The 20,935-nt window shown below is 68.2% G+C and carries 20 protein-coding genes; 15 read left to right on the forward strand and 5 right to left on the reverse strand.

What is annotated here, in order from left to right; translation table 11 throughout:
* Positions 1–104: 104 nt before the first annotated feature.
* From K6T50_RS04575 to dnaK, 3 genes are all read left to right on the forward strand, one after another.
* Complete coding sequence (locus K6T50_RS04575; RefSeq protein WP_222608219.1) at positions 105–734, forward strand: nucleotide exchange factor GrpE; 630 nt, start codon at positions 105–107, stop codon at positions 732–734.
* 36 nt (positions 735–770) lie between these two features.
* Positions 771–1,472: a lipase family protein gene (locus K6T50_RS04580; protein WP_222608220.1), complete on the forward strand. Its 702-nt coding sequence runs from the start codon at positions 771–773 to the stop codon at positions 1,470–1,472.
* A gap of 172 nt (positions 1,473–1,644) precedes the next feature.
* Positions 1,645–3,564, forward strand: a complete 1,920-nt coding sequence (gene dnaK, locus K6T50_RS04585) for a molecular chaperone DnaK (RefSeq protein WP_222608221.1) — start codon at positions 1,645–1,647, stop codon at positions 3,562–3,564.
* A gap of 612 nt (positions 3,565–4,176) precedes the next feature.
* On the opposite strand, the gene K6T50_RS04590 is transcribed toward dnaK, so the two are convergent.
* A complete protein-coding gene (locus K6T50_RS04590; protein ID WP_222608222.1) occupies positions 4,177–5,229 on the reverse strand; it encodes a saccharopine dehydrogenase family protein in 1,053 nt (350 codons plus the stop codon).
* Between the two features lie 226 nt (positions 5,230–5,455).
* Between K6T50_RS04590 and K6T50_RS04595 the strand changes: the two genes are divergently transcribed.
* From K6T50_RS04595 to K6T50_RS04605, 3 genes are all read left to right on the forward strand, one after another.
* Positions 5,456–5,833: a winged helix-turn-helix transcriptional regulator gene (locus tag K6T50_RS04595; RefSeq protein WP_222608223.1), complete on the forward strand. Its 378-nt coding sequence runs from the start codon at positions 5,456–5,458 to the stop codon at positions 5,831–5,833.
* 230 nt (positions 5,834–6,063) lie between these two features.
* A complete protein-coding gene (gene dnaJ / locus K6T50_RS04600; RefSeq protein ID WP_222608224.1) occupies positions 6,064–7,239 on the forward strand; it encodes a molecular chaperone DnaJ in 1,176 nt (391 codons plus the stop codon).
* Between the two features lie 254 nt (positions 7,240–7,493).
* Positions 7,494–8,678: a low temperature requirement protein A gene (locus tag K6T50_RS04605; protein ID WP_222608225.1), complete on the forward strand. Its 1,185-nt coding sequence runs from the start codon at positions 7,494–7,496 to the stop codon at positions 8,676–8,678.
* Between the two features lie 132 nt (positions 8,679–8,810).
* On the opposite strand, the gene K6T50_RS04610 is transcribed toward K6T50_RS04605, so the two are convergent.
* Together K6T50_RS04610 and K6T50_RS04615 are read right to left on the reverse strand one after the other, a co-directional pair.
* Positions 8,811–9,350: a CBS domain-containing protein gene (locus K6T50_RS04610; protein ID WP_222608226.1), complete on the reverse strand. Its 540-nt coding sequence runs from the start codon at positions 9,348–9,350 to the stop codon at positions 8,811–8,813.
* 70 nt (positions 9,351–9,420) lie between these two features.
* On the reverse strand, positions 9,421–9,783 hold the full coding sequence (locus K6T50_RS04615; protein ID WP_222608227.1) for a DUF555 domain-containing protein: 363 nt from the start codon (positions 9,781–9,783) through the stop codon (positions 9,421–9,423).
* Positions 9,784–10,148: 365 nt separating this feature from the next.
* Here K6T50_RS04615 and K6T50_RS04620 point away from each other — a divergent pair, with 365 nt between their 5' ends.
* The 3 genes from K6T50_RS04620 (at position 10,149) to K6T50_RS04630 (ending at position 11,785) form a co-directional block, all read left to right on the forward strand.
* Positions 10,149–10,358: a hypothetical protein gene (locus K6T50_RS04620; RefSeq protein WP_222608228.1), complete on the forward strand. Its 210-nt coding sequence runs from the start codon at positions 10,149–10,151 to the stop codon at positions 10,356–10,358.
* 187 nt (positions 10,359–10,545) lie between these two features.
* Positions 10,546–11,271 (forward strand): archaeal proteasome endopeptidase complex subunit beta, encoded by a 726-nt coding sequence (gene psmB, locus K6T50_RS04625; protein ID WP_222608229.1) that lies wholly within the window; start codon positions 10,546–10,548, stop codon positions 11,269–11,271.
* A 97-nt stretch (positions 11,272–11,368) separates the two neighbouring features.
* On the forward strand, positions 11,369–11,785 hold the full coding sequence (locus K6T50_RS04630) for a Rieske (2Fe-2S) protein (RefSeq protein WP_222608230.1): 417 nt from the start codon (positions 11,369–11,371) through the stop codon (positions 11,783–11,785).
* A gap of 54 nt (positions 11,786–11,839) precedes the next feature.
* Here the strand turns inward: K6T50_RS04630 and K6T50_RS04635 are convergent, their stop codons facing one another.
* A complete protein-coding gene (locus K6T50_RS04635; RefSeq protein WP_222608231.1) occupies positions 11,840–13,435 on the reverse strand; it encodes a glutamate-cysteine ligase family protein in 1,596 nt (531 codons plus the stop codon).
* 105 nt (positions 13,436–13,540) lie between these two features.
* On the opposite strand from K6T50_RS04635, the gene K6T50_RS04640 reads away from it, so the two are divergent.
* From K6T50_RS04640 to K6T50_RS04665, 6 genes are all read left to right on the forward strand, one after another.
* Positions 13,541–14,050 (forward strand): DUF6884 domain-containing protein, encoded by a 510-nt coding sequence (locus tag K6T50_RS04640; RefSeq protein ID WP_222608232.1) that lies wholly within the window; start codon positions 13,541–13,543, stop codon positions 14,048–14,050.
* Positions 14,051–14,174: 124 nt separating this feature from the next.
* The gene (gene ligA, locus K6T50_RS04645; protein ID WP_222608233.1) at positions 14,175–16,055 is read left to right on the forward strand and encodes an ATP-dependent DNA ligase LigA; all 1,881 of its coding nucleotides are present in this window, start codon (positions 14,175–14,177) and stop codon (positions 16,053–16,055) included.
* Positions 16,056–16,090: 35 nt separating this feature from the next.
* The gene (locus K6T50_RS04650; RefSeq protein WP_222608234.1) at positions 16,091–16,294 is read left to right on the forward strand and encodes a hypothetical protein; all 204 of its coding nucleotides are present in this window, start codon (positions 16,091–16,093) and stop codon (positions 16,292–16,294) included.
* Positions 16,295–16,319: 25 nt separating this feature from the next.
* The gene (locus K6T50_RS04655) at positions 16,320–17,096 is read left to right on the forward strand and encodes an MBL fold metallo-hydrolase (protein ID WP_222608235.1); all 777 of its coding nucleotides are present in this window, start codon (positions 16,320–16,322) and stop codon (positions 17,094–17,096) included.
* Between the two features lie 141 nt (positions 17,097–17,237).
* Entirely contained in the window at positions 17,238–18,221 is a 984-nt protein-coding gene (locus K6T50_RS04660) for a zinc ribbon domain-containing protein (RefSeq protein WP_222608236.1), read from the forward strand.
* A 344-nt stretch (positions 18,222–18,565) separates the two neighbouring features.
* Complete coding sequence (locus tag K6T50_RS04665; protein WP_222608237.1) at positions 18,566–19,807, forward strand: RNA-guided endonuclease InsQ/TnpB family protein; 1,242 nt, start codon at positions 18,566–18,568, stop codon at positions 19,805–19,807.
* A gap of 11 nt (positions 19,808–19,818) precedes the next feature.
* Here the strand turns inward: K6T50_RS04665 and K6T50_RS04670 are convergent, their stop codons facing one another.
* Entirely contained in the window at positions 19,819–20,934 is a 1,116-nt protein-coding gene (locus tag K6T50_RS04670) for a DNA topoisomerase IV subunit A (RefSeq protein WP_222608238.1), read from the reverse strand.
* Between the last annotated feature and the right edge of the window lies 1 nt (position 20,935).

Genomic DNA, 20,935 nt, shown 5'->3' on the forward strand with positions numbered 1-20,935 from the left:
ACGGCACCGACGACGAGCAGGGCGACGCGGAGGACGGTCCGTCGTCGGGGACGGCCACGCCCGGATCCGCAATCCGTATTTCCGCGCGACCGCTTCGATGGGGTATGAGCGAGGAGGCCGACGCCGGACACGACGACCCGGAGGACGCGACAGACGCCGCAGGCGACACGGCGGCCGCCGACGCGCGCCAGGAGTCGACCGAGCGCGACGGCGACGACGTGACCGAGACCGCGCTGGCCGACGAGGTCGCCCGGTACGACGACGCGCTGGCGGCGGAGGTCGCCGCCCTCGAACGCGAGGCCGTCGAGTCCACAGAGCGCGTGGAGGAACTGGAGTCGAGCCTGCGTCGGACGAAGGCGGACTTCCAGAACTACAAGAAGCGGGCGAAGAAGCGCCAGGAGCAGGAGAAGGCGCGCGCGACCGAGTCGCTCGTGAGCCGCCTCACCGAGGTTCGGGACAACCTCGTGCGCGCGCTCGACCAAGAGGAGGACGTTGACATCCGCCCCGGCGTCGAGTCCACGCTGGAGACGTTCGACCGGATCCTCGCCGAGGAGAACGTCGAGGTGATCGACCCCGAGTCGGGACAGGAGGTGGACCCCGAGCGCCACGAGGTGATGATGCGGGTCGACTCCGAGCAGCCGGAGGGTACCATCGCCGACGTGTACAAGCAGGGGTACGAGATGGCCGACAAGGTGATCGAAGCGGCCCAGGTGACGGTTAGCGACGGCGAGTAGGCGTACCGTTTTGTCGCCGCCGCGAGATGCGGTCGTGTGAACGTCACCGTCCACGGTCCCGCCGACGGCGACCCCCTGTGGTTCGTGATGGGGTGGGGAAACACGCCCGCACAGCCCGCGGTCGGCTGGCTGCTCGACACCCTCGCCGAGGCCGGGTTCCGCACCCGCGCCGTCGAGATCCCGACGAACGTCAGTCGCTTCGAGCGCGAGTACCTCGACCCGCTCGCCGCCGCCGTCGACGACGGACCGGGCGCGGACCGCGTGCTCTCACACAGTACCGGCGGACTGATCGCCGCCCACGCCATCGACGCCGGCGTGCTGCCCGAGCGCGCCGTCCACCTCAGCCCGTGGTGGGGGCTGCATCCGAGTCAACGGATCCCGTTCCGCGTGCTCGGAGTCCTCCCGACGGACAGGGAACTCACATCGGTGGAGCCGGACCGCGAGACGCTCGGCGGGCTCGCGGAGCCGAGCGAACGCGGGTCCAACGGGCTGTCGCCGTCGTTCGTGCGGGAGGTCCGCCGCGCGCAGTCGTCGCTGCCGGCCGCGGGCGACGAGGAGGTCGCGTTCTGTACGCTGACCGACGGCCTCGTCGGGGTCGACGCCATCGGCGAGCGACTGCCGGCCGACAGGATCCGGCTGTACGACGGCGGCCACGAGTGCTTCGCGTCGGCGGGACGGGAATCGATCGTCGCGGACGCGGTCGCTGTGCTGCGCGACGGGCCGGGGGCACTGGAGTAACCGGGTCGAGCGACCGGGGGGATCCGGTCTGGATTCGCGGTTCGTGATAAGCGTTGCCACTCGGTCGAATCCGTCGGCGGGGTAATCGCAATACTGCGGCGGTGTAGAGGGAGACCGCGGTACGCTCTGTCTAGTAACGTTTAACGGACTCGCGGCGCTATTCGGGGCCAAGATGGCGACCAACAAGATCCTCGGGATCGACCTCGGGACCACGAACTCGGCGTTCGCGGTGATGGAGGGGGACGACCCAGAGATCATCGTGAACGGCGAGGGCGACCGAACGACGCCGTCCGTCGTCGCGTTCACCGACGACGGCGAGCGGCTCGTCGGCAAGCCCGCGAAGAACCAGGCCGTCCAGAACCCCGACCGCACGATCCAGTCGATCAAGCGGCACATGGGCGATGAGGACTACTCCGTCGAGATCGACGGGGAGGACTACACGCCCCAAGAGATCTCGGCGATGATCCTCCAGAAGATCAAGCGCGACGCCGAGGAGTACCTCGGCGACGACGTGGAGAAGGCGGTCATCACGGTCCCGGCGTACTTCAACGACAAGCAGCGCCAGGCGACGAAGGACGCCGGCGAGATCGCCGGCTTCGACGTCGAGCGCATCGTCAACGAGCCGACCGCGGCGTCGATGGCGTACGGCCTCGACGACGAGTCCGACCAGACGGTGATGGTGTACGACCTCGGGGGCGGCACCTTCGACGTGTCCGTGCTCGACCTGGGCGGCGGCGTCTACGAGGTCGTCGCCACGAACGGGGACAACGACCTCGGCGGCGACGACTGGGACGAGGCGATCATCGACCACCTCGCCGACGAGTTCGAGAACGAGCACGGCATCGACCTGCGCGAGGACCGGCAGGCGCTCCAGCGCCTGAAGGACGCCGCCGAGGAGGCGAAGATCGAGCTCTCCTCGCGCAAGCAGGCCAGCGTCAACCTCCCGTTCATCACGGCGACCGACTCCGGCCCGGTCCACCTGGAGACGGAGATCACCCGCGCGACGTTCGAGAGCATCACCGCCGACCTCATCGAGCGCACCGTCGAGCCGACCGAGCAGGCGCTCGCGGACGCCGGCTACGACGCCGCCGACATCGACGAGGTGATCCTCGTCGGCGGCTCCACCCGGATGCCGCAGGTGCAGGACAAGGTCGAGGAGATCCTCGGCACCGAGCCGAAGAAGAACGTCAACCCCGACGAGGCGGTCGCGCTGGGCGCAGCCATCCAAGGCGGCGTGCTCTCGGGCGACGTGGACGACCTCGTCCTGCTCGACGTGACGCCGCTGTCGCTCGGGATCGAGGTGAAGGGCGGCCTCTTCGAGCGCCTCATCGAGAAGAACACGACCATCCCGACCGAGGAGTCGAAGATCTTCACCACCGCCGCCGACAACCAGACCTCGGTGCAGGTGCGCGTCTTCCAGGGCGAGCGCGAGATCGCCGAGGAGAACGAGCTGCTCGGCGAGTTCCAGCTCACCGGCATCCCGCCGGCCCCCGCGGGCACCCCGCAGATCGAGGTGTCGTTCAACATCGACGAGAACGGCATCGTGAACGTCGAGGCCGAGGACCAGGGCTCGGGCAACGCCGAGTCGATCACCATCGAGGGCGGCGTCGGCCTCTCCGACGAGGAGATCGAGCAGATGCAGGAGGAGGCCGAACAGCACGCCGAGGAGGACGAGGAGCGTCGCCGCCGCATCGAGGCCCGCAACGAGGCCGAGAGCGCGGTTCAGCGCGCCGAGACGCTCCTCGAGGAGAACGAGGAGGAGATCGACGACGACCTCGAGTCCGACATCCGCGAGGAGATCGAGGCGCTGGAGGACGTGCTCGCCGACGAGGACGCCGAGACCGAGGAGATCGAGGACGCCACCGAGTCGCTCTCGGAGGCGCTCCAGGAGATCGGCAAGCAGATGTACCAGCAGCAGGCCCAGGCCGGCCCCGGCGGCGCGGGCGGTCCCGAAGGTGCCGCGGGCGCCGGTCCGGGCGGCATGGGCGGCATGGGCGGTCAGGGCCCCGGCGCGGGCGCGGCCGCCGACGGCGACGACGAGGACTACGTCGACGCCGACTTCGAGGACGTAGACGAGAACGACGACGAGTAGTCGTCGTTCTCGTCTGCTCACGAGAGCAACGCTCTCGTGAACGTCGAGGACGAGGACGAGTCGTAGACTCGTCCCGTCCGAGACTCGAAGGACGAGCGAAGCGAGTCCTTCGTAGTTTCAGAAACCGAGTGGAACGAGGTTTCTGAAGTGGACGACGAGGAGGACGCGTAAGCGTCTGACAAGTCGTCCACTCGGAAGACGAGCGAAGCGAGTCCTTCGTAGTTTCAGAAACGGAGCGAAGCGAGGGTTATGAAGAGGACGAGAACAGCGACGAGTACCCCTCCGAGTCGGTAGCCGCCCCGTTTTCCGACGGACTCCACCTTCGAGCCCGGAAGCGACGGCTCCACCCGTGCGGTGGCGCGCGCCGGCCGACCGCCGTGTCGGCCGGAAGCGTGCGAGGTTCACGCGAGCGAAGCGAGTGTGAGCGCATCAGAGCGAGCTCTGATGTAGGGGCGAGCGAGGGAGCGATAGCGACCGAGCGAGTCGGCTGGGGAGGGAGAGGCCGACGGACGGGCGGATAGGACCGAGAGGGGGTGTTGAAATCTTATTACTTCGAGACGATATGTGGTGAAACAGCCAGTAAGTAGGGTTGCTTATATCCCGCCGTCGCCGTCACTCGTCTGTCCGCTCCACGCCGTTGACATCGAATGCGACATCAGGGCCGAACGCACTGGCAGGCGTCTGGAAGCCGACGGGAGCCTCGCCGTCGCGGACGCGGGCGGCCAGGTGGGGCGCGCTGTGGCTGGTGAACAGATACGACTCCGGCGTCACTAGCCGCGAAACGACCGATTCCTCACCGTTCGTCGCCCGTCCCCAGACGTACATCGACTCCTCGCGGCGAGCGGCCTCGCTCGGCCCGTCGACGAACCGATCGACGAGACCGTGCAGTACGGACTGCACAGGGTTGCTCCCGAACAGCCACCCCAGCCGGTTCGACAGACGCACGAACCGGATCGTCGCCTCCGGTTGGGCGGCGTAGACGATCACGTTCGGGATGCCGGTCGTGTGGTATGCCGTAGAGACATCGCCCCACTGGATGGTCGCGGCGGCCGTCGGACCGTCACCGAAGTCGATGGTCCGGAGATCGTGTGCGACCGGCACATCCACCAGCTCGCCGTCCCGGCGGACCGTCCCGCTGTCACCGAGCGATTCGATGGCGGTGTGGGCGGTGCCGGGCGAGAGTTCGTCGAGGCCCTGGAAGCCGAGTTCGAGATGGGTCGCGTCGGGGAGCCGCTCGGCCAAGTGGGCGGCGAGGCTGTCGGTCGGCACCACGTCGAAGCCGACCCCCGGTAGGAGCGTCACGCCGGCGGCCTCCGCCTCGGTATCGCGTGCGGCGATGGCCTCGAACACCTCGATTTCGCCCGTGATGTCGAGGTAGTGGGTGCCCGTCTGGATGCAGGCGTCGACCAGCGGGTCGCTGGTCCGGGCGAACGGTCCGGCGCAGTTGAGGACGACCGCCACGTCAGCGAGCGCGTCCGCAGCCACACTGTGGTCGTCTACTGCGAAAACGCGGTGGTCGAGACCGTGGGCGGCCGCCAGCGACTCGACCTTCCCGGCGGATCGGCCGGCGACGATGGGGTCGAGACCGTCCGCGACGGCCTGTTCCGTCACGAGCCGTCCGGTGTAGCCGTACGCGCCGTAGACGAGGATGCGGTCGCTACGCATCTGACGCCCCCGTAATGGAGGTTGGCGGTAGTTCCGTGTCGATACCGCCGGAGGCGCTCATAACGAGCGCAGTCTCGTGAATCGTCGGTTTCATCGCAGCCCTAACTCTATACTCTGGAGTTATAAGCTGTTGAGTATAGAGTATTGGAGTAACTACGGTCTCCCGGAGTAAATCCCATCAGTCCACTAAGAAAAGTGTTATTGCTCCAGAGAGTAGAGCGATTCCATGGTAGAGTCCACCGATGTCGAGGGGCTGTCGCGCCCAGACGATGACTGCGCGCGCCTGGAGGACCTCCAGGCGGAGAGCGGCGTCCGGGACGTACTCTCACTGTTCGGCAAGAAGTACACGCTCGCCATCATGTACGAGTTCGCGTTCAGCGAAGGAGGCCTCCGGTTCAAGGATCTGGAGGCGCGGCTGGACATCTCCTCGACCACGCTGTCGAATCGGCTGGCTGAACTTACGGAGGCTGAGTACGTCGAGCGTCACTCCTACGACGAGGTGCCGCCGCGGGTGGAGTACGTCGCCACGGAGAAGACACACGCGCTGACGTCCATCTTCGAGGACCTCTACGACTGGGCCAATGCCTACGCACCCGAGAGCTGACGCCTCGGCAGGAACGAGCAGTATGGTGAATCGCGCTCAATTAAATCGATCACAGATCGGGGATTTCGACAGAGCAGGCTGGAAGGAGAAATTATTTCCTATAAATTCCGGCGCGACAGTCCTCGCTACTCGGTAAACATCCGAACGGGATCGGTCGAACACGGCCCCGATCAGTCCCTCCGCGAGCCACGCGATTGAAATAGCACGAGCGACCAACCAACGAACAACCAATGAGCGAGGACTTCTACGACGTGCTCGGGGTCTCGCGGGACGCCTCCGAGGAGGAGATCAAGCAGGCGTACCGCCAGAAGGCCACCGAGTACCATCCCGACGTCAGCGACGAGCCCGACGCCGAGGAGAAGTTCAAGAAGGTCAAGAAGGCCAAGGAGGTCCTCACGGACGAGGAGAAGCGGCAGGCGTACGACCGAATGGGCCACGACCAGTTCGAGCAGGCCGAGAAGCGCGGCGGCTTCGACGGCGGCCCGGGCGGCGCCGGCGGGGGCATGGGTGGCGGCCCCTTCGGCGGCGGCGGAATGGGTGGCGGGATGGGCGGCGGCGGCATGGGCGGCCTCGGCGACATCTTCGAGGAGTTCTTCGGCGGCGGGGGCGGCGGCCGCGGCGGCCCGCGGCCGGGCAAGGACCTCCGAACGAACCTGGACATCACACTGCAGGAGGCCCACGACGGCATCACGAAGCAGTTCTCCGTCGCGCGCCCGACGCGCTGTGAGGAGTGTGGCGGCTCGGGTCACCCGGAGGACGCGGACGTGCGGACGTGTCCGCAGTGTGACGGCCGCGGGCAGGTGACCCAGGTGCAGCAGACGCCGCTCGGGCGCGTCCAGCAGCGGGGCGCGTGTCCCAACTGCGAGGGCGAGGGCGAGCTGTACTCCGAGGACTGCGCCGTCTGTGACGGCTCGGGGATCACCCGCGAGGAGACCACCCTCACGGTGGACGTGCCCGCGGGCATTCAGGACGGCCAGACGCTCCGGATGGACGGCGAGGGCGCCCCCGGGGAGCCCGGCGCCCGCGATGGCGACCTGCTCATCGAGGTGCGCGTCGAGGGCGACGACCGCTTCGAGCGCGACGGCGCCGACCTCCACCTCACCGAGCCCGTCTCGTTCCCGCAGGCCGTCTTCGGCGACACGATCCAGCTGGAGACGCTCGACGGCAGCGTCGAGTTCGAGGTGCCCGCCGGCACCCAGAGCGGCGAGACGTTCCGTCTGAAGGGCAAGGGGATGCCCCGCCTGCGTCGGCGCGGCAACGGTGACCTCTACGTCCAGGTGCAGGTCGTCACGCCCGACGACCTCACGAGCGAGCAGCGCGAGGCGCTCAAGGAGTTCGCGGAGGCCGGCGGCGAGGAGATCGACGTGAGCGAGGGCTTCTTCGAGAAGATCAAGAACTCGCTGTAGCGGTCGCGGCTCCGGGCCGCGGGTTGATTCCGGGCTCAGGGGCTCCGTTGGTCTCCACTTATTCGAGCCATCTACCGCTGAAACAGCCGTTGGCTACGCGCTGCGTATCGGTTACGAAACTCGGACGGATTCAGCGGTATGGAGAGAGGCGTCGTGTTTCGGTGAGTGGAGTGCTGTCGCCCCCGTGCCTGCACGCCGGTTGGTCGCCGACTGGTTTTATGCAACACTCCCGTCGAGGTTTACAGAAGACACGTATGAGTACGAGTGATTCGTCGGCGTCGTTCGACCCGGACCCGACCGACGTGAGTGAGCAGGGCAAAGCCGCCTCAACAGTGGAGCTCTTCTTCGATCTCGTGTTCGTGTTCGCGTTCACCCAGGTCACGGGATTTCTCGTCGCGCATCTCACGTGGGCGGGCCTCGCGCGCGGCGCGGCGATCCTCGCGGCAGTCTGGTGGGCGTGGGTCTGTTACACGTGGCTGACGGGTGCTGCAGCAGCCGAAGAGAACGTCGTCGAGCGGCTGCTCCTCTTCACCGCGATGGCCGCGATGGTCGTCGTGGCACTCTCGATTCCCGGTGCATTCGGTGAGACGGCCCTCGTGTACGGCGTCGCATACTTCGTCGTTCGCGTCCTCCACGTCCTCTTGTACGTCCGGACCGCGCCAGCCGAAACACGTGCGGCGGTGGTGCGGGTTGCGCCCGGCTTCCTCGGCGGGCCGGCGTTGCTCGTGGCGGCCAGTTTCGTGACTGGCCCGCTGGCGAGCGGCCTCTGGATCGCTGCCCTCGCAATCGATTACGGTATCGTGTTCGTCCGCGGTGTCGAAGGGTTCACGGTCGATGTCGGGCACTTTGTCGAACGGTACCAGCTCATCATGATCATCGCGCTCGGTGAGTCTATCGTGGCAATCGGTGTCGCCGTCGGGGTGGACGCCCTGACCAGCGGGCCGATGGTGGTGCTTGCCGTGCTCCTCGGCTTCGTGCTCGCCGTCTCGCTGTGGTGGCTGTACTTCGATTATATCATCCTCGCCGCCGGGCAGAAACTCGCAGACGTGAGCGACCACGCACAGACACGCCTGGCGCGCGATTCGTACAGCGTCCTACATCTCCCGATCGTCGGGAGCATCATTTTCGTCGCCCTCGGGATCGAACAGACGCTCGCACACGTCGGCGAACCACTCGGACTCGTCGCTGCCGTTGGACTGTGCGGGGGGTGTGCGCTCTACTTGCTCGGTCATAACGCGTGGCGGTACCACGACCACGGGACGGTGAGCGTCGCCCGGCTGCTAGTGGCGGGCCTCGCCTTCGCACTCATCTTTGTCTCGGGACAGGTCACTGCGATCGCCGTGCTCGCTGCGCTCACGGTGCTCTTCGTCGGCCTCGCCGCGTATGAGACAGTATTTTCCGACGACCGGAACGCGATCCGTGGCCGCCACCTGTCGTAGGGCGACCAACCATCGGATTCGCGGAACGCTGTAACGGCACATCCCTGAAATTGTCTTGCTGAATAGATCCTCTGTCTCTACCGAACTACTGCACTGGTCCCGGTAGTGATGGCGGAACCCAACAAAGCCGCTTCAGGACAACTGCGCCGCCAGGTCCGCCTCGGTGATGATCCCGACGGCGTCGCCGCCGTCGGTGACGACGACCGCCTTGTAGTGCTCCAGCAGGTTCCGGATCTCGTCGACGGTCGCGTCCGGGCTCACCGGCGGGAACGACTCCGACATCACCTCGCTGACCGGGAGATCCGCGGCGTCCTCGCCGGCCTGGTTCACGTCCGAGAAGGAGATCGACCCGACGGGCGTCCCGTTCTGGATCACCGGGAGCTGGGAGTACGCCTCCTCCTCCATCAGGTCGACGGCCTCGCGGACGGAGTGGTCGGGCGCGACGCTGATCACCGACTCGTGCATGATGTCGCGGGCGCGGACGACCCCGCCCTCGACCTCGTCGAGCGCCTCGACGATGCGCCGGAGCGTCGACAGGCGAGGGTCCACGTCCCCGCCCTCGATGCGGGCGATCAGCGGCTGCGACACGTCCGCTCGCTCGGCGAGCGCGCTCTGGGTCAGATCGAGCGACGTCCGCCGCTCGCGCAGGTCCTGCGGCGTGGGGAGTTCCATACCCGCATAATTACCCGAGGTTATTAAAAAGCGTTCGGTCGCCGCGGACCGCACCGCGGACGGTCGAGACCTACTCGTCCTCGTCGTCGGCTTCCGTCTCGATCACGTCGAGCACGTCGAGGGGGACGTCGCGCAGGGCGCCGCCGATCTCGCTTTTGGCGATGCGGGTGGCGTGCTCCTCGCTGTCGGCGTTGAACACCTCGATCTCCAGCATCAGTCCGACGAGCGCGGTCGAGGCGGCGATGAACGCCGAGTCGAACGGCTCCCCGCAGGCGGGACACGGCGTCGCGCCGACCTCCACGTCGACGAACTCCTTGTTCGCCTCGTTGAGACGCCGGCCCGCCTCGCTGACCGCCACGCCGATCGCGTCGTCGATCGCCTCCACGTCCCGCACCAACCAGGCCGCCTCTAACGCGACGAGATAGTTGCTCACAGCACACCTCCCCGGCCTGCGGACAATAACCCGTTGGTTCCGTTCGCGCGTGTCGTCGTCGACCGACGCTGTCTCATTGTACCCTGTCGGTAGCCACCAGATCCGGTTCAAAGTTGGCACTCGCGCGCGCTCAGCGCGCTCGCGGGCGGCGCGATGGGAACGCGCACCGAACCCGCTGGTTCGCCATAAGTTATGACGAACCCGCGCGTCAATCCGTCGAAAGGTCCGACTCTCAGCGGCAGGAACCGGACGGCGATCCTCGATCCCGCGACAAACGGGCGAATCGCAAGACTGCGTTGTGATCGTCGGTATCAGGCGAGCCGACACGTTTATCAGTGGGCACGGCTCCACGAGGTGATACCGGTATGACCCACGCCGTCCGAGCCGCCCGCCGCGCTGGCGTTCACGCGATCCACCACCTGACCGTGCTCGCGGGGATCTGTGCGTTCCCGCTGGTCCTGCTCACTCGCAAGGCCGGGGTGCGCCTCCCCATGGGAGCCGCAGTCTCCCGCATTCGCGAGACCTACGAGGCCGTCGTCGACGCGACCGGCGAGTCGACGAACGGGGGCGAGTAACGGGCGCGGCTCCGACGGCCGTCTCCGACGGCCGACGACGACGGATTCTCGGATTCTCTCGTCTCCGAGCGGCGGTGCTATCACCACCCGCGATGGCGACGAGGCCCGGGGACCGAGCGATGGCGTCGCCGCCGATCGGGTTCCTCAAAGGGTGCATTTATCAGCGGCGCTGCCCAACCACGCGTCAATGCGACCATCTAGTGACCTCGCGGACCTCGACGCCATCGGCGGCGACGAAACCGTGTTCGGACCGGAACTCGGGGAGTTCCCCAACGCCGACGAGCGTCGCGCCCAGGCGACCGGCGAAGGCGAGATGAAGACCGGGACGACGACCGTCGGCCTGCGGACCGAAGAGGGCGTCGTGCTCGCGACCGACATGCGCGCCTCGCTGGGCCGGATGGTCTCCTCGAAGGACGTCCAGAAGGTCGAACAGATCCACCCGACGGGCGCGCTCACCATCGCTGGGTCGGTCTCGGCGGCGCAGAACCTCATCCAGACGCTGAAGGCCGAGACGAACCTCTATGAGACCCGCCGCGGCAAGGACATGAGCATGCAGGCGCTGTCGACGCTCACCGGGAACCTCCTCCGCTCGGGGGCGTTCTTCATCGTCCAGCCGATCCTCGGCGGCGTCGACGACGAGGGTACACACATCTACTCCATCGACGCGGCCGGCGGCATGACCGAGGAGGAGTACACCGTCACCGGCTCCGGCTCGCAGTTCGCGCTGGGCGTGCTCGAACAGGAGTACGACGAGGGCATGTCCATCGAGGAGGCGAAGCGCGTCGCCGCCCGCGCGATCAAGTCGGCCGTCGAGCGCGACACCGCCTCCGGCAACGGGATCAACATGTGCGTCGTGACCGACGAGGGCGTCGACGTCACGAAGCACAAGGACATCGACGAGCTCACGGCCTGACTGCGCGGTTCGTTCTCACGGTTCCGACGCCCGGTTCTTCGGTCCCGGATCCGCGGGACACCGACGTTTTTGCACCCGGACGGCGAACGCGACGCCGATGGCCCCCGGCGAGCGGATCACGTCGATCGACGAGGTACCCGAGCGCGGCTCGCACCTGTTCACCGTCAGCGACCCCCACGGCACCGATCGGGAGGTGATCCTGGTCCGCTGTCGCGAGGACCCCGGCGTCCGCGCGTGGGTGAACGTCTGTCCCCACGAGTACCAGCGCCTCGACCGCGGCCGGGGCGCGGCGATGCGCGACGGGGAAGTGATCTGTCCGAAACACGGCTCCATGTTCGATACCTGCTCGGGCGACTGCGACAACGGCGAGGCCGCGGGAACGTCGCTGACGGCCGTCGAGATCGCCGTCGACGACGGCGCGGTGTACCTCGCGGACGAGGACTACACCTACCGCCACGAGGGGGCGCGCGACGACGACGACGGGCCGAGTTCCACCTCACACATCGGCTTTTGACGCGGCTGTTGCCCGAGGCCGGCACGGAGTCGCGACGGCTCGCCGTCGGCGGCGTTATTGGTCGAACCAGTCCGCGAACGTGCCGTCGAACAGCGTCTCGCGCTGTCGCTCCACGTACGCCCGCTGCATCGCGGGGATCGCGTCGCCGAGGTCGGCGCCGTCGTCGAGTCGGTCGCGGACCCGGCTGCGCTTCCACGCGGCAGGCGTGACGCCGGTCCCGGCACGCCAGCGCAGCGGTTCGAGGTACGACTTCGCCTCCGTCTCGGAGAGGCCGACGTCCTCCAGTCCGGCCTCGGCGTGCGACAGCAGGTCGTCGAAGATCGCGTCGGCGTCGGTCGTCTCGACGCCGTCGGTCGTGACCCACGAGAGGTCGGCGCCGATGCCGTCGTGGACGGCCGCATAGAAGTTGTCGCGGGCCGTCTCCCAGTCGAGGTCGTACACGGGGTGGCGCCGACGCGGCAGGCTCTCCATCAGGCCCGCGAACGCCGCGAGGAAGGCGATCGAGTCGCCGACGGTCGGCTGTGCGGGGATCGGGCGGAACTCGATGCGCGCGTTCGCCGCCGAGCGGGTCGCGCCCTCGAACACCGGACGCACCCACCGCCAGTAGGTGCCGTGTTTGCGGCGCAGCGTCGCGAACGCGTCGTCGAAGCGGTTGCCCTCCCCGACGGGCATCGGAACGATCGTCGGGTCGGCGGCGACGCGGTCGACCGCCTCCTCGACGGAGTCGAGGTCCTCGGGGAACGTCACCTTCTCGGCGCCCTCCTCGTTGAGGACGGACTCGAAGACGGCGACCCGGTTCTCGTGCCAGCCGTCGGCGAGGACGTCCTCGGCGGTCGCGTCGGCGGCGTACAGGTCCGCCGGGAAGAACGGGGCGTTGACGCCGAGCGCGAGCAGCGGCCCGGCGACCCGGAGTGCGAGGGTGTGATAGCGGGGGATGTCCTCCGCGCTCGCGACCTGGTAGTGCGGTTGGATCGACGTGATGAGGCTCTCGGGCATCACCGTGTCCGCCGTCAGGTCCACGTGAGGGGCGTCGATCGAGAACGACTCCGCCCCGGGGCCGTTCGCCATCGCGTGATAGCGCACGGCGTCGCTCATGTTGGTCGCGATGCGAACGCCGTCGTCCTCGACGGAGTCGGCGAGGTACTCGCGGGCGGTCTCGCCGACCGGCGGGACGGTCCACATCGCGTCCGAGACGAGGCGCATCCCCTCGGCGCCGGTCGTCTCCTCGGCCGCCTCGAGGCGGGCGCGGACCTCCGCCGACTGCGCGCGCACGCCGGCGGCGTTGAGCGGCTGCGGGCTCGTCGTCATCTCGGCGTTGTGCAGCCCCAGCTCCTTCTCGAAGCCGATGAGCTCCAACAGGCGGCGCGGAACCCTGCTGAGACGGGGCGCGTTCACGTCGGCCGCGATCGCTTCGTCCGCGTGGGCGTCGCCGGCGGCGTCGCCGTCGCTCCCCTCCCGCCAGCGACCTTCCGAAACCGCGTAGAACTCGTACTCCAGCCCGATGATCGACTGGTGGTTGTCGAAGGTCCCGTCGCGAAGCTCCGCCTTCACCGTCTCCGCGTCCGCCTCCGCCCGTCGTCGGAACTCCTCGGGGTCGGTATCCAACACGCTCCGGACCCTGGCTGCGAGATCCCCGTCGGCGTCGGTCATGGTCCCCGATGCACTCGCGGCGTCCTTCAACCCGTCGAGGGAGCCCGTTCGTTGCTATCGTAATCGAGAACCAAGATTTATAAATGAACCCCCGGATCGTCGCGTATGGAGACGTTGGGGCTCGTGCAGGCCGGCGCCTGTCCGTTCCGGGGGCGGGGGACCGCAGTCGATCGCTACGCGACGGCCTTCTTCACCAAGAAGGCCGAGCTCGCCGAGCTCGTCTGCGACGAGTGGGTCGTCCTCTCGGAGCGCCACGGCGTGATCGACCCCGACGAGGAGGTCGAGGGCGTCGACCGGGAGTTCACCGAGCTGGAGCCGGCCGCGCAGGCGCGGTGGTCGATGGAGGTGGTGAGCGATGTCGCCTCCCACGTCCGCAAACACGAGTACGAGCGCGTGATCGTGTTCGCCGACCGGCCGATGCGCGACGCGCTGAAGGAACGCGGCGGGCTGCTCAGCCGGATCGCCGCCGCCGGCGCGGAGACGGTCGAGCCGCTGGCCGGGATCGGCGGCCGAGAGCGACAGGAACTTTGGCTCGACGAGCAGCTCTCGATCCGACGGGACGCCGCCGATCCGACCGCGGCGGATCTCGAATCGACGCCCGGCGAGCTGTCCTGAGGGAACGTCGCGGGGCGATCCTCGGGGGCGAGGTTGCCCGCTCCCGAACCAGCTCCTGCATCCCCTCCCGCACCCGCGAGCGCGAGTCGTCGGAGTTATTCTCGCCGCCCGACTTCGGGCCGGCATGGACTTCGCAACGTTCGCCGAGCGCGCCGAGTCGATGGCCGCCGAGCCCGGCGACCTCGCGACCGTCGCGCTCGTCGCCGAGACGCTGGCGGCCGCCGAGGGCGACGCGGCGTCCGGGAGCGACGACCTCCCGGTCGTCGCGCGGTTCCTCCGCGGGGCCGTGTTCCCCGGCTGGGACGGCCGGACGCTCTCGGTCGGCCCGGCGCTGTGTCACGCGGCGCTGGCGCGCGCCGCTGGCGCGAACGTCACCGCCGACGACATCGAGGCGCGCCTCGCCGAAACCGGCGAGATCGGCGCCGTCGCCGCCGACCTCGAACTGGGCGGCCAGACCGGCCTCGCCGCCTTCGCCGGCGGCGACGGTGCCGGCGCTGGCGACGACGCCGACGGCGCGGGGAACGGGAACGGGAACGGTCTGACCGTCCGCGAGGTGTACGACGAGCTGGTCGCCGTCGCGGAGGCGACCGGCGACGGCAGCGAGTCGTTCCGCGAGGACACGCTGTTCGGCCTGTTCACGCGCGCGAGCCCGGTCGAGGCGAAGATCCTCGCGCGACTCGTCCTCGGGGAGATGCGGATCGGCGTCGGCTCGGGCACGCTCCGGGACGCCACCGCCGAGGCGTTCCTCGGCGCGTCGGTGACGACGCCGACGGAGGAGCGCGACGAGGACGACCGCACCGAGGAGCTGGTCGCGCTCGTCGAGCGCGCGCTGCAGGTGACGAACGACCACGGGCGCGTCGCCCGGATCGCCCGCGACGAGGGCGAGGCCGGGCTGCGGGAGGTGTCGCTGTCGGTCGGGCGACCGGTCCGCTCGATGCTCGCGCAGTCGGGCACCGTCGCCGACGCGCTGGAGTCGTGGGAGGAGGCGGTCGTCGAGACGAAGTACGACGGCGCACGCGTGCAGATCCATTACGAGGAGGGGGCCGATCGGTCCGCGGACGCCGGCGCCGCGGCCGGCGATGCCGACGGGACCGACCGGTCTGCACCCTCCGAGGACGACCCCGTCTCGATCTACTCGCGCAACATGGAGGACGTGACCGCCGCCCTCCCGGAGCTTGTCGAACACGTCCGCGAACACGCGACGGCCCCGGCGATCCTCGACGGTGAGGCCGTCGCCGTCGACGACGGCGGCGAGCCGCTGCCGTTTCAGGAGATCCTCCGTCGCTTCCGGCGCAAGCACGACGTGGACCGGATGCGCGAGGAGGTGCGCGTCGAGCTCCGCGCGTTCGACTGCCTGCACGCCGGCGGCGACGACCTGCTCGACGCCCCGCTCGTCGAGCGCCACGACCGGCTTCACGAGGTGCTCGACGAGGGCGTCTCCGAGCTGCTGGTCTCCGACGACGCCGACGAGATCGAGGCGTTCGAGACCGAGGCGCTGGCGGCGGGCCACGAGGGCGTGATGCTCAAGCGCCCGGAGTCGACGTACGACCCCGGGAACCGCGGGAAGGAGTGGCTCAAGCGCAAACCCGACGTGGAGACGCTGGATCTCGTCGTCACCGGCGCCGAGTGGGGCGAGGGGCGCCGGGCGGAGCTGTTCGGCACCTTCGAGGTGAGCGTCTGTACGGAGGGAGCCGACGACGACACAAACGACGGGGAGGGAGCGTACGCCACCGTCGGGAAGGTCGCGACCGGCATCACCGACGAGGAGCTGGCCGACCTCACCGACCTGCTGGAGCCGTACGTGCGCTCGGAGGCCGGCCAGCGCGTCACGTTCGCGCCCGAGGCCGTGTTCGAGGTCGGCTACGAGGAGATCCAGCGCTCGCCGACCTACGACTCGGGGTACGCCCTCCGGTTCCCTCGGTTCGTCGCGGTTCGCGAGGACAAGGCGCCCGCGGACGCCGACTCGCTCGCGCGCCTGCGCCGGCTCGCGGACGGCGCCGAGTGACAAGACACTACTCGGGGGCGGTCGTGCGCCCGGACATGGACACACGCCGTCTCCTCCGCGAGTACCCGCTGCAGGCGTTGCTCGCCGTCGCCACGCTCGCGGCGCTTTTCGCCACGCTCGTCGTCGCCGCCGGCGACGCCGCCTCGACGACGACGCTGCGCCTCGGCGCGCTCACGTTCGTCCTGTTCGTGTTCACGCTCGGCTTCTCGGCGGGCCCGCTCGGGGAACGGTACCTATAGGCGTCCCCCGCCCCGACCGCCGTCCATGACCGTCAGACACGACGACCTGCGGGTCACGTGGTACGGCTACGCCACCGCGCGCGTCGAGAGCGAGGACGGCACGGTCGCGTACACCGACCCCGGACGCTACGGCGTGCTCTCGGGGGAGTGGACGCCCCCCGGCGGCGGCAACCCGAAGGAGGCCGCGCACCCGCGCGCGACCGACCACCGACCGATGGACGCGGACCTCGTGCTCGTCACTCACGACCACCACTACGACTCCGAGGGGATCGAGCGCGTCGCCGCCGACGACGCCACCGTCGTCGTGTACGAGGGCGTCGACGCCGCGAACATCGACCGCGACGTGAAGCCCGTCGACGACCTCCCGTTCGAGGTCGTCCGGATCGGCGAGGAGGATCACGTCGCCGTCGACGGCGTCGGCGACGTGTGGTCGGTGCCGGCGTACAACGAGCCCGACGGCCCGCACGCCGACGCCGACGGCTCCGTCACGCACCCCCGCGGCCTCGGCGTCGGCTATCGGTTCACCGTCGGCGCGAACGGCACCTCCGTGTTCTGGCCCGGCGACTCCGACGCGCTCGACGCCTTCGCCGAGATAGACGCCTCGCTGTTTCTCGCGAACATCTCCGGGTCCGTCTGCATGAGCGCCCCCGAGGCGGCCGACCTCGCCGGGCGGATGGACCCCGATCTCGTCGTCCCGATCCACTACAACACGCAGGCGTTCCTCGAGGCCGACTCCGCGACGTTCGCGAGCGAGGTGGCGAAGCGATCGATCCCCGTCGCGCTCGACGAGTCGGCGGAGTAACGGATCGCGGATCGGGTCGGGTCGAATCGAGTCGGCTCGGGGGCGTGAGCCCGCAGCACCGGGCGACGACGCCGCGGTGAAGCCACCTCGCATCGACACTGCACGCAAGCTACTTCCCCTCCGGCGAGTGACATTCCGGCGATGCCCTCCCGATCGACTGCGGCCGGCGGGTCCCACACCTGCGAGGCCTGCGGAACCCGGATCGACCCCGAGGACCGGTTCTGTTCGGGCTGTGGCCGCCCCGTGGGTTCGACCGATCGCGACGGCCCCGAGCGAGGCTCGGGCCGTGGGCACGGGTCGCCCAGCGCGGAGGACCGCGCGTGGCTCCGCCGCCGCGTCGCCGACCTGCACGCCGAGGGGTGGGAGACGCTCTCCGACGACGGCGAGCGCGTCGTCCTCCGCAAGCGCGGCGTGGGCCGGGTGCCGATCCACCTGCTCCTGTTCCTCCTCACCGGCGGCTTCGGGAACGTCCTGTACGCGTTCTACAAGTACACCTCGGGAGCCCCCCGCCGGGAGGTGTACGCCGACGGCACCGAGCGCCTGCGCGGCGGCGACCGAGGGTCGGGGATGGACCTCCCGACCGTCGCCGGCGTCGGGCTCGGCCTCGTCGCGGCGTTCGCGGCGGCGGTGTGGGTCGGGGCCGGCCTGATCGCGAACGTCTCGGCGGTCGCGCTCGCGGTCGGCGCGCTGGTGTTCCTCCTGATCGCGCTCGCGACGGCGACGCTCCCGCGCGTCGCCCGCGACGGCGTGAGGTCGGTCCGGACCTTCGGCACGGAACGCGCCGTCGACCGCGAGCGCGTTCGCAACCCCCCGGAACCCTGTTCGGCCTGCGGTCGACGGGTGTTCCGCGGGGAACACCGCCGCTACGCCGAACGGTTCTACCTCGCTGGGCTGCCGCTGTGGACCGAGGAGTCGGGGGAGAACGTCTACTGTTCGGCGTGCGCCGACGAGGCGAACGGGCCGTTCGATGACGACGACGACATCGACGCCGAATTGGACCGCCTGCGGAGCACGACCGAGCGCGGGCGGCCGGCCACTGATCGGCGGACGGCCGACCGCGACGACGACCGGGACGGAGACACCGACGACGACCGCGATCGGGAACTCGACTCGAACGCCAGTTAGCTGAAAGTAGGCGCTAAGCCCCCTTCCTCAGCGAGCGCCGACTGAAGGGAAGGTGCGAGCAGGGAGGGGATACAGCGTTCACAAGAGCTGCGCTCTTGTGCGCGGACGAGACGCTTCGCGTCTCGTCAACGCCGCACAGTTTTCAAACACGTTCGTCGCTCAGCCCACAGGCCCACGCCACCGAAGCCATTATGCGTATAACGTGCATACCGTGCATTACGGTGAAACGGAAGACAATCACCATCCGGGAGGACCAAGACGAGTGGATTGAGGACCAACACCTCAACCTCTCGTCGTTCGTCCGTGAGCAGTTGGACGAGTTAATCGAGGAACGAGAGTAACAGATGTACTACGCCTACAAGTACCGTCTCAAGCCGTCCGACGCCCACCGTGAGGAGTTGGACCGCCACCGAGACATTTGTAGGCAACTCTACAACCACACGCTCTATCGCCTCAACGAGTACCAAGACGAACACGGCGAACTGCCGTCCATGACCGCGCTTCGGTCGGAGCTACCCGACCTCAAGAAGTGGTGGGACGGCCTCTCCGACGTGTACTCGAAGGTTCTCCAAACCGTCGTGGAACGCCTGTTCGACAACCTCAAAGGACTCTCGGCGCTCAAGAAGAACGGCTACGGCGTCGGTCAACTCAAGTGGAAGCCGCCACGCGAGTTCCGCAGTTTCACGTACAGTCAGTCTGGCTTCAAGCTCGACAAGAAGGGCGGTCAGACTGTGCTGTCACTCTCGAAACTCGCGGACATACCGATTCGGCTTCACCGCGCTATCCCCGACGACGCGAAGCTCAAACAGGTCACGGTCAAAAAGGAACCGACGGGCGAGTGGTTCGCCACCTTCGGCGTCCAAATGGACCGTGAACCGCCCGAACCGCCTGAGAACCCCGAGAAGTGCGTTGGTATCGACGTAGGGATTCTCAAGTACGCACACGACACCGACGGCACGGCGGTCGGGTCGCTCGACCTCTCCGACGAGCGCGAACGGTTGGAGCGAGAGCAACGGAAGCTCTCGCGGAAGCAACACGGTTCTGCGACCTACGAGAAGCAACGGCGTCAAGTCGCGGAGTTTCACGCCGACCTCCGACGGAAGCGCCGCGACTTTCTGCATAAACTCTCGAACTACTACGCTCGGGAGTACGACTTCGTGGCGGTCGAAGACCTGAACGTGAAGGGGATGGTGGAGTCGCCGTCGAACAGCCCCAACACGACGTCTGCCGCGTGGCGGACGTTCCTCTCGTTGCTCGAATACAAGTGCGAGCGCGAAGGGACGCACTTCGTGGCGGTCAACCCGAGAGGGACGACCAAGGAGTGCGCGTCGTGCGGCGTTTCGACCGACAAGCCGTTGTGGGTCCGTGAACACTCCTGTCCCGCCTGCGGGTTTGAGGCGGACAGGGACGCGAACGCGGCGTGGAACATTCGTTCTCGCGGCCTCGAAGACGTAGGAGTGGGACACTCCGAATCAACGCCTGTGGAGACTGCGCTCCCTGTGGATACACCTGTATCTGCAAAGCGCGTCGTGGAAGCAGGAAGCCCTACCCTCAAGGAGCAAACGGCGTCAGCCGTGAGCGAGTAGGCTAGGGTAGTTCACAGGACGCCCATCTCCCCGAGGCGATCGGGGAGGTACGTGTCGGTCACGAAGTCGAGGCCCTGGGCCGCCAGCGCCTGCTGTTCGGCCTTCTTTCCGATGTCGAGTTGTAGCTCGATCTGTTCCTCCCAGAAGTCGGTCTGGAAGCGCGGGTCCTCCAGCTCCGATTCGAGGGCGTTCACGTCCGAGTCCGCCAGCGGGTCCGTCGGCAGGTCGTAGTCGACGATGTCCTGCGGGCGGATGCCGACGTACTCGGCCTCCGGCGTCGCGAGGTACTCCGAGAGGTGCGCGGACTTGATCGAGCCGTAGGCGACCGACCCGAAGATCCGGTACGACCACGGGTCGCCGTCAGTGAAGACCACGACCGGGAGGTCGAGTTCGTCGTGCAGGCGCTTGGTGATCCGCCGGGTCGCGCGCGCCGGCTGGCCCTTCAGGTGGACGACGAGGCAGTTGTAGTCGGTGTCGAACCCGTTCTCGATGAGCCGGTCGCGCATGCCGCCGGTCTCCACCGCCAGCACGAAGTCGATGTCGTGGTCGAGGAACTCGATCGTGTCGGGGTTGTTGGGGATCTGGTAGCCGCCCTCCCCAACGTCCTCCTGGCAGTGGATGTCGCGCTCGCCGCGGCGGGTCTGCTCGCGAAGCTCCAGCGGACCCATCAGGGTCGCCCCGGACTCCTCCGGGCGCATGTGGAAGTCCTCGCGGGTGACGCCAGAGACGATCTCCAGGTCCTCGACCAGTTGGTTCGACTCGTCCTGGTCGTTGAACCCCGCGTCCTCGGAGTCCCACGACTCCGAGAGGTAGTACAGCTCACGCAGGGTGGACGAGCGGTCCTCGTCGAGCTGCTGGGCGAGGAACTCGACGGTGTAGGCCGCCTTCAGGAGCTTTCGCGCGCCGCGCACGGAGTTGGCCGAGCGGGTGGACGTACGGTCGCCGTACACCCACACGCCGCTTTCGTCGTCGAAGACGATGTTGCTCTTCGTCCGCGTCGGCAGGCTCATCTGCGGGATGTCGCCGCGCTCGAACTGATCGTAGATGTCGGCCGCCAGATCGATCAGCTGCTCGCGGGCCTCGGCCTCGTTCAGCTTGGTGTCGGATTCGGGTGTGTCTGCGCTCATA

Source organism: Halobaculum magnesiiphilum (assembly GCF_019823105.1).
GTDB classification, from domain to species: Archaea; Halobacteriota; Halobacteria; order Halobacteriales; family Haloferacaceae; genus Halobaculum; species Halobaculum magnesiiphilum.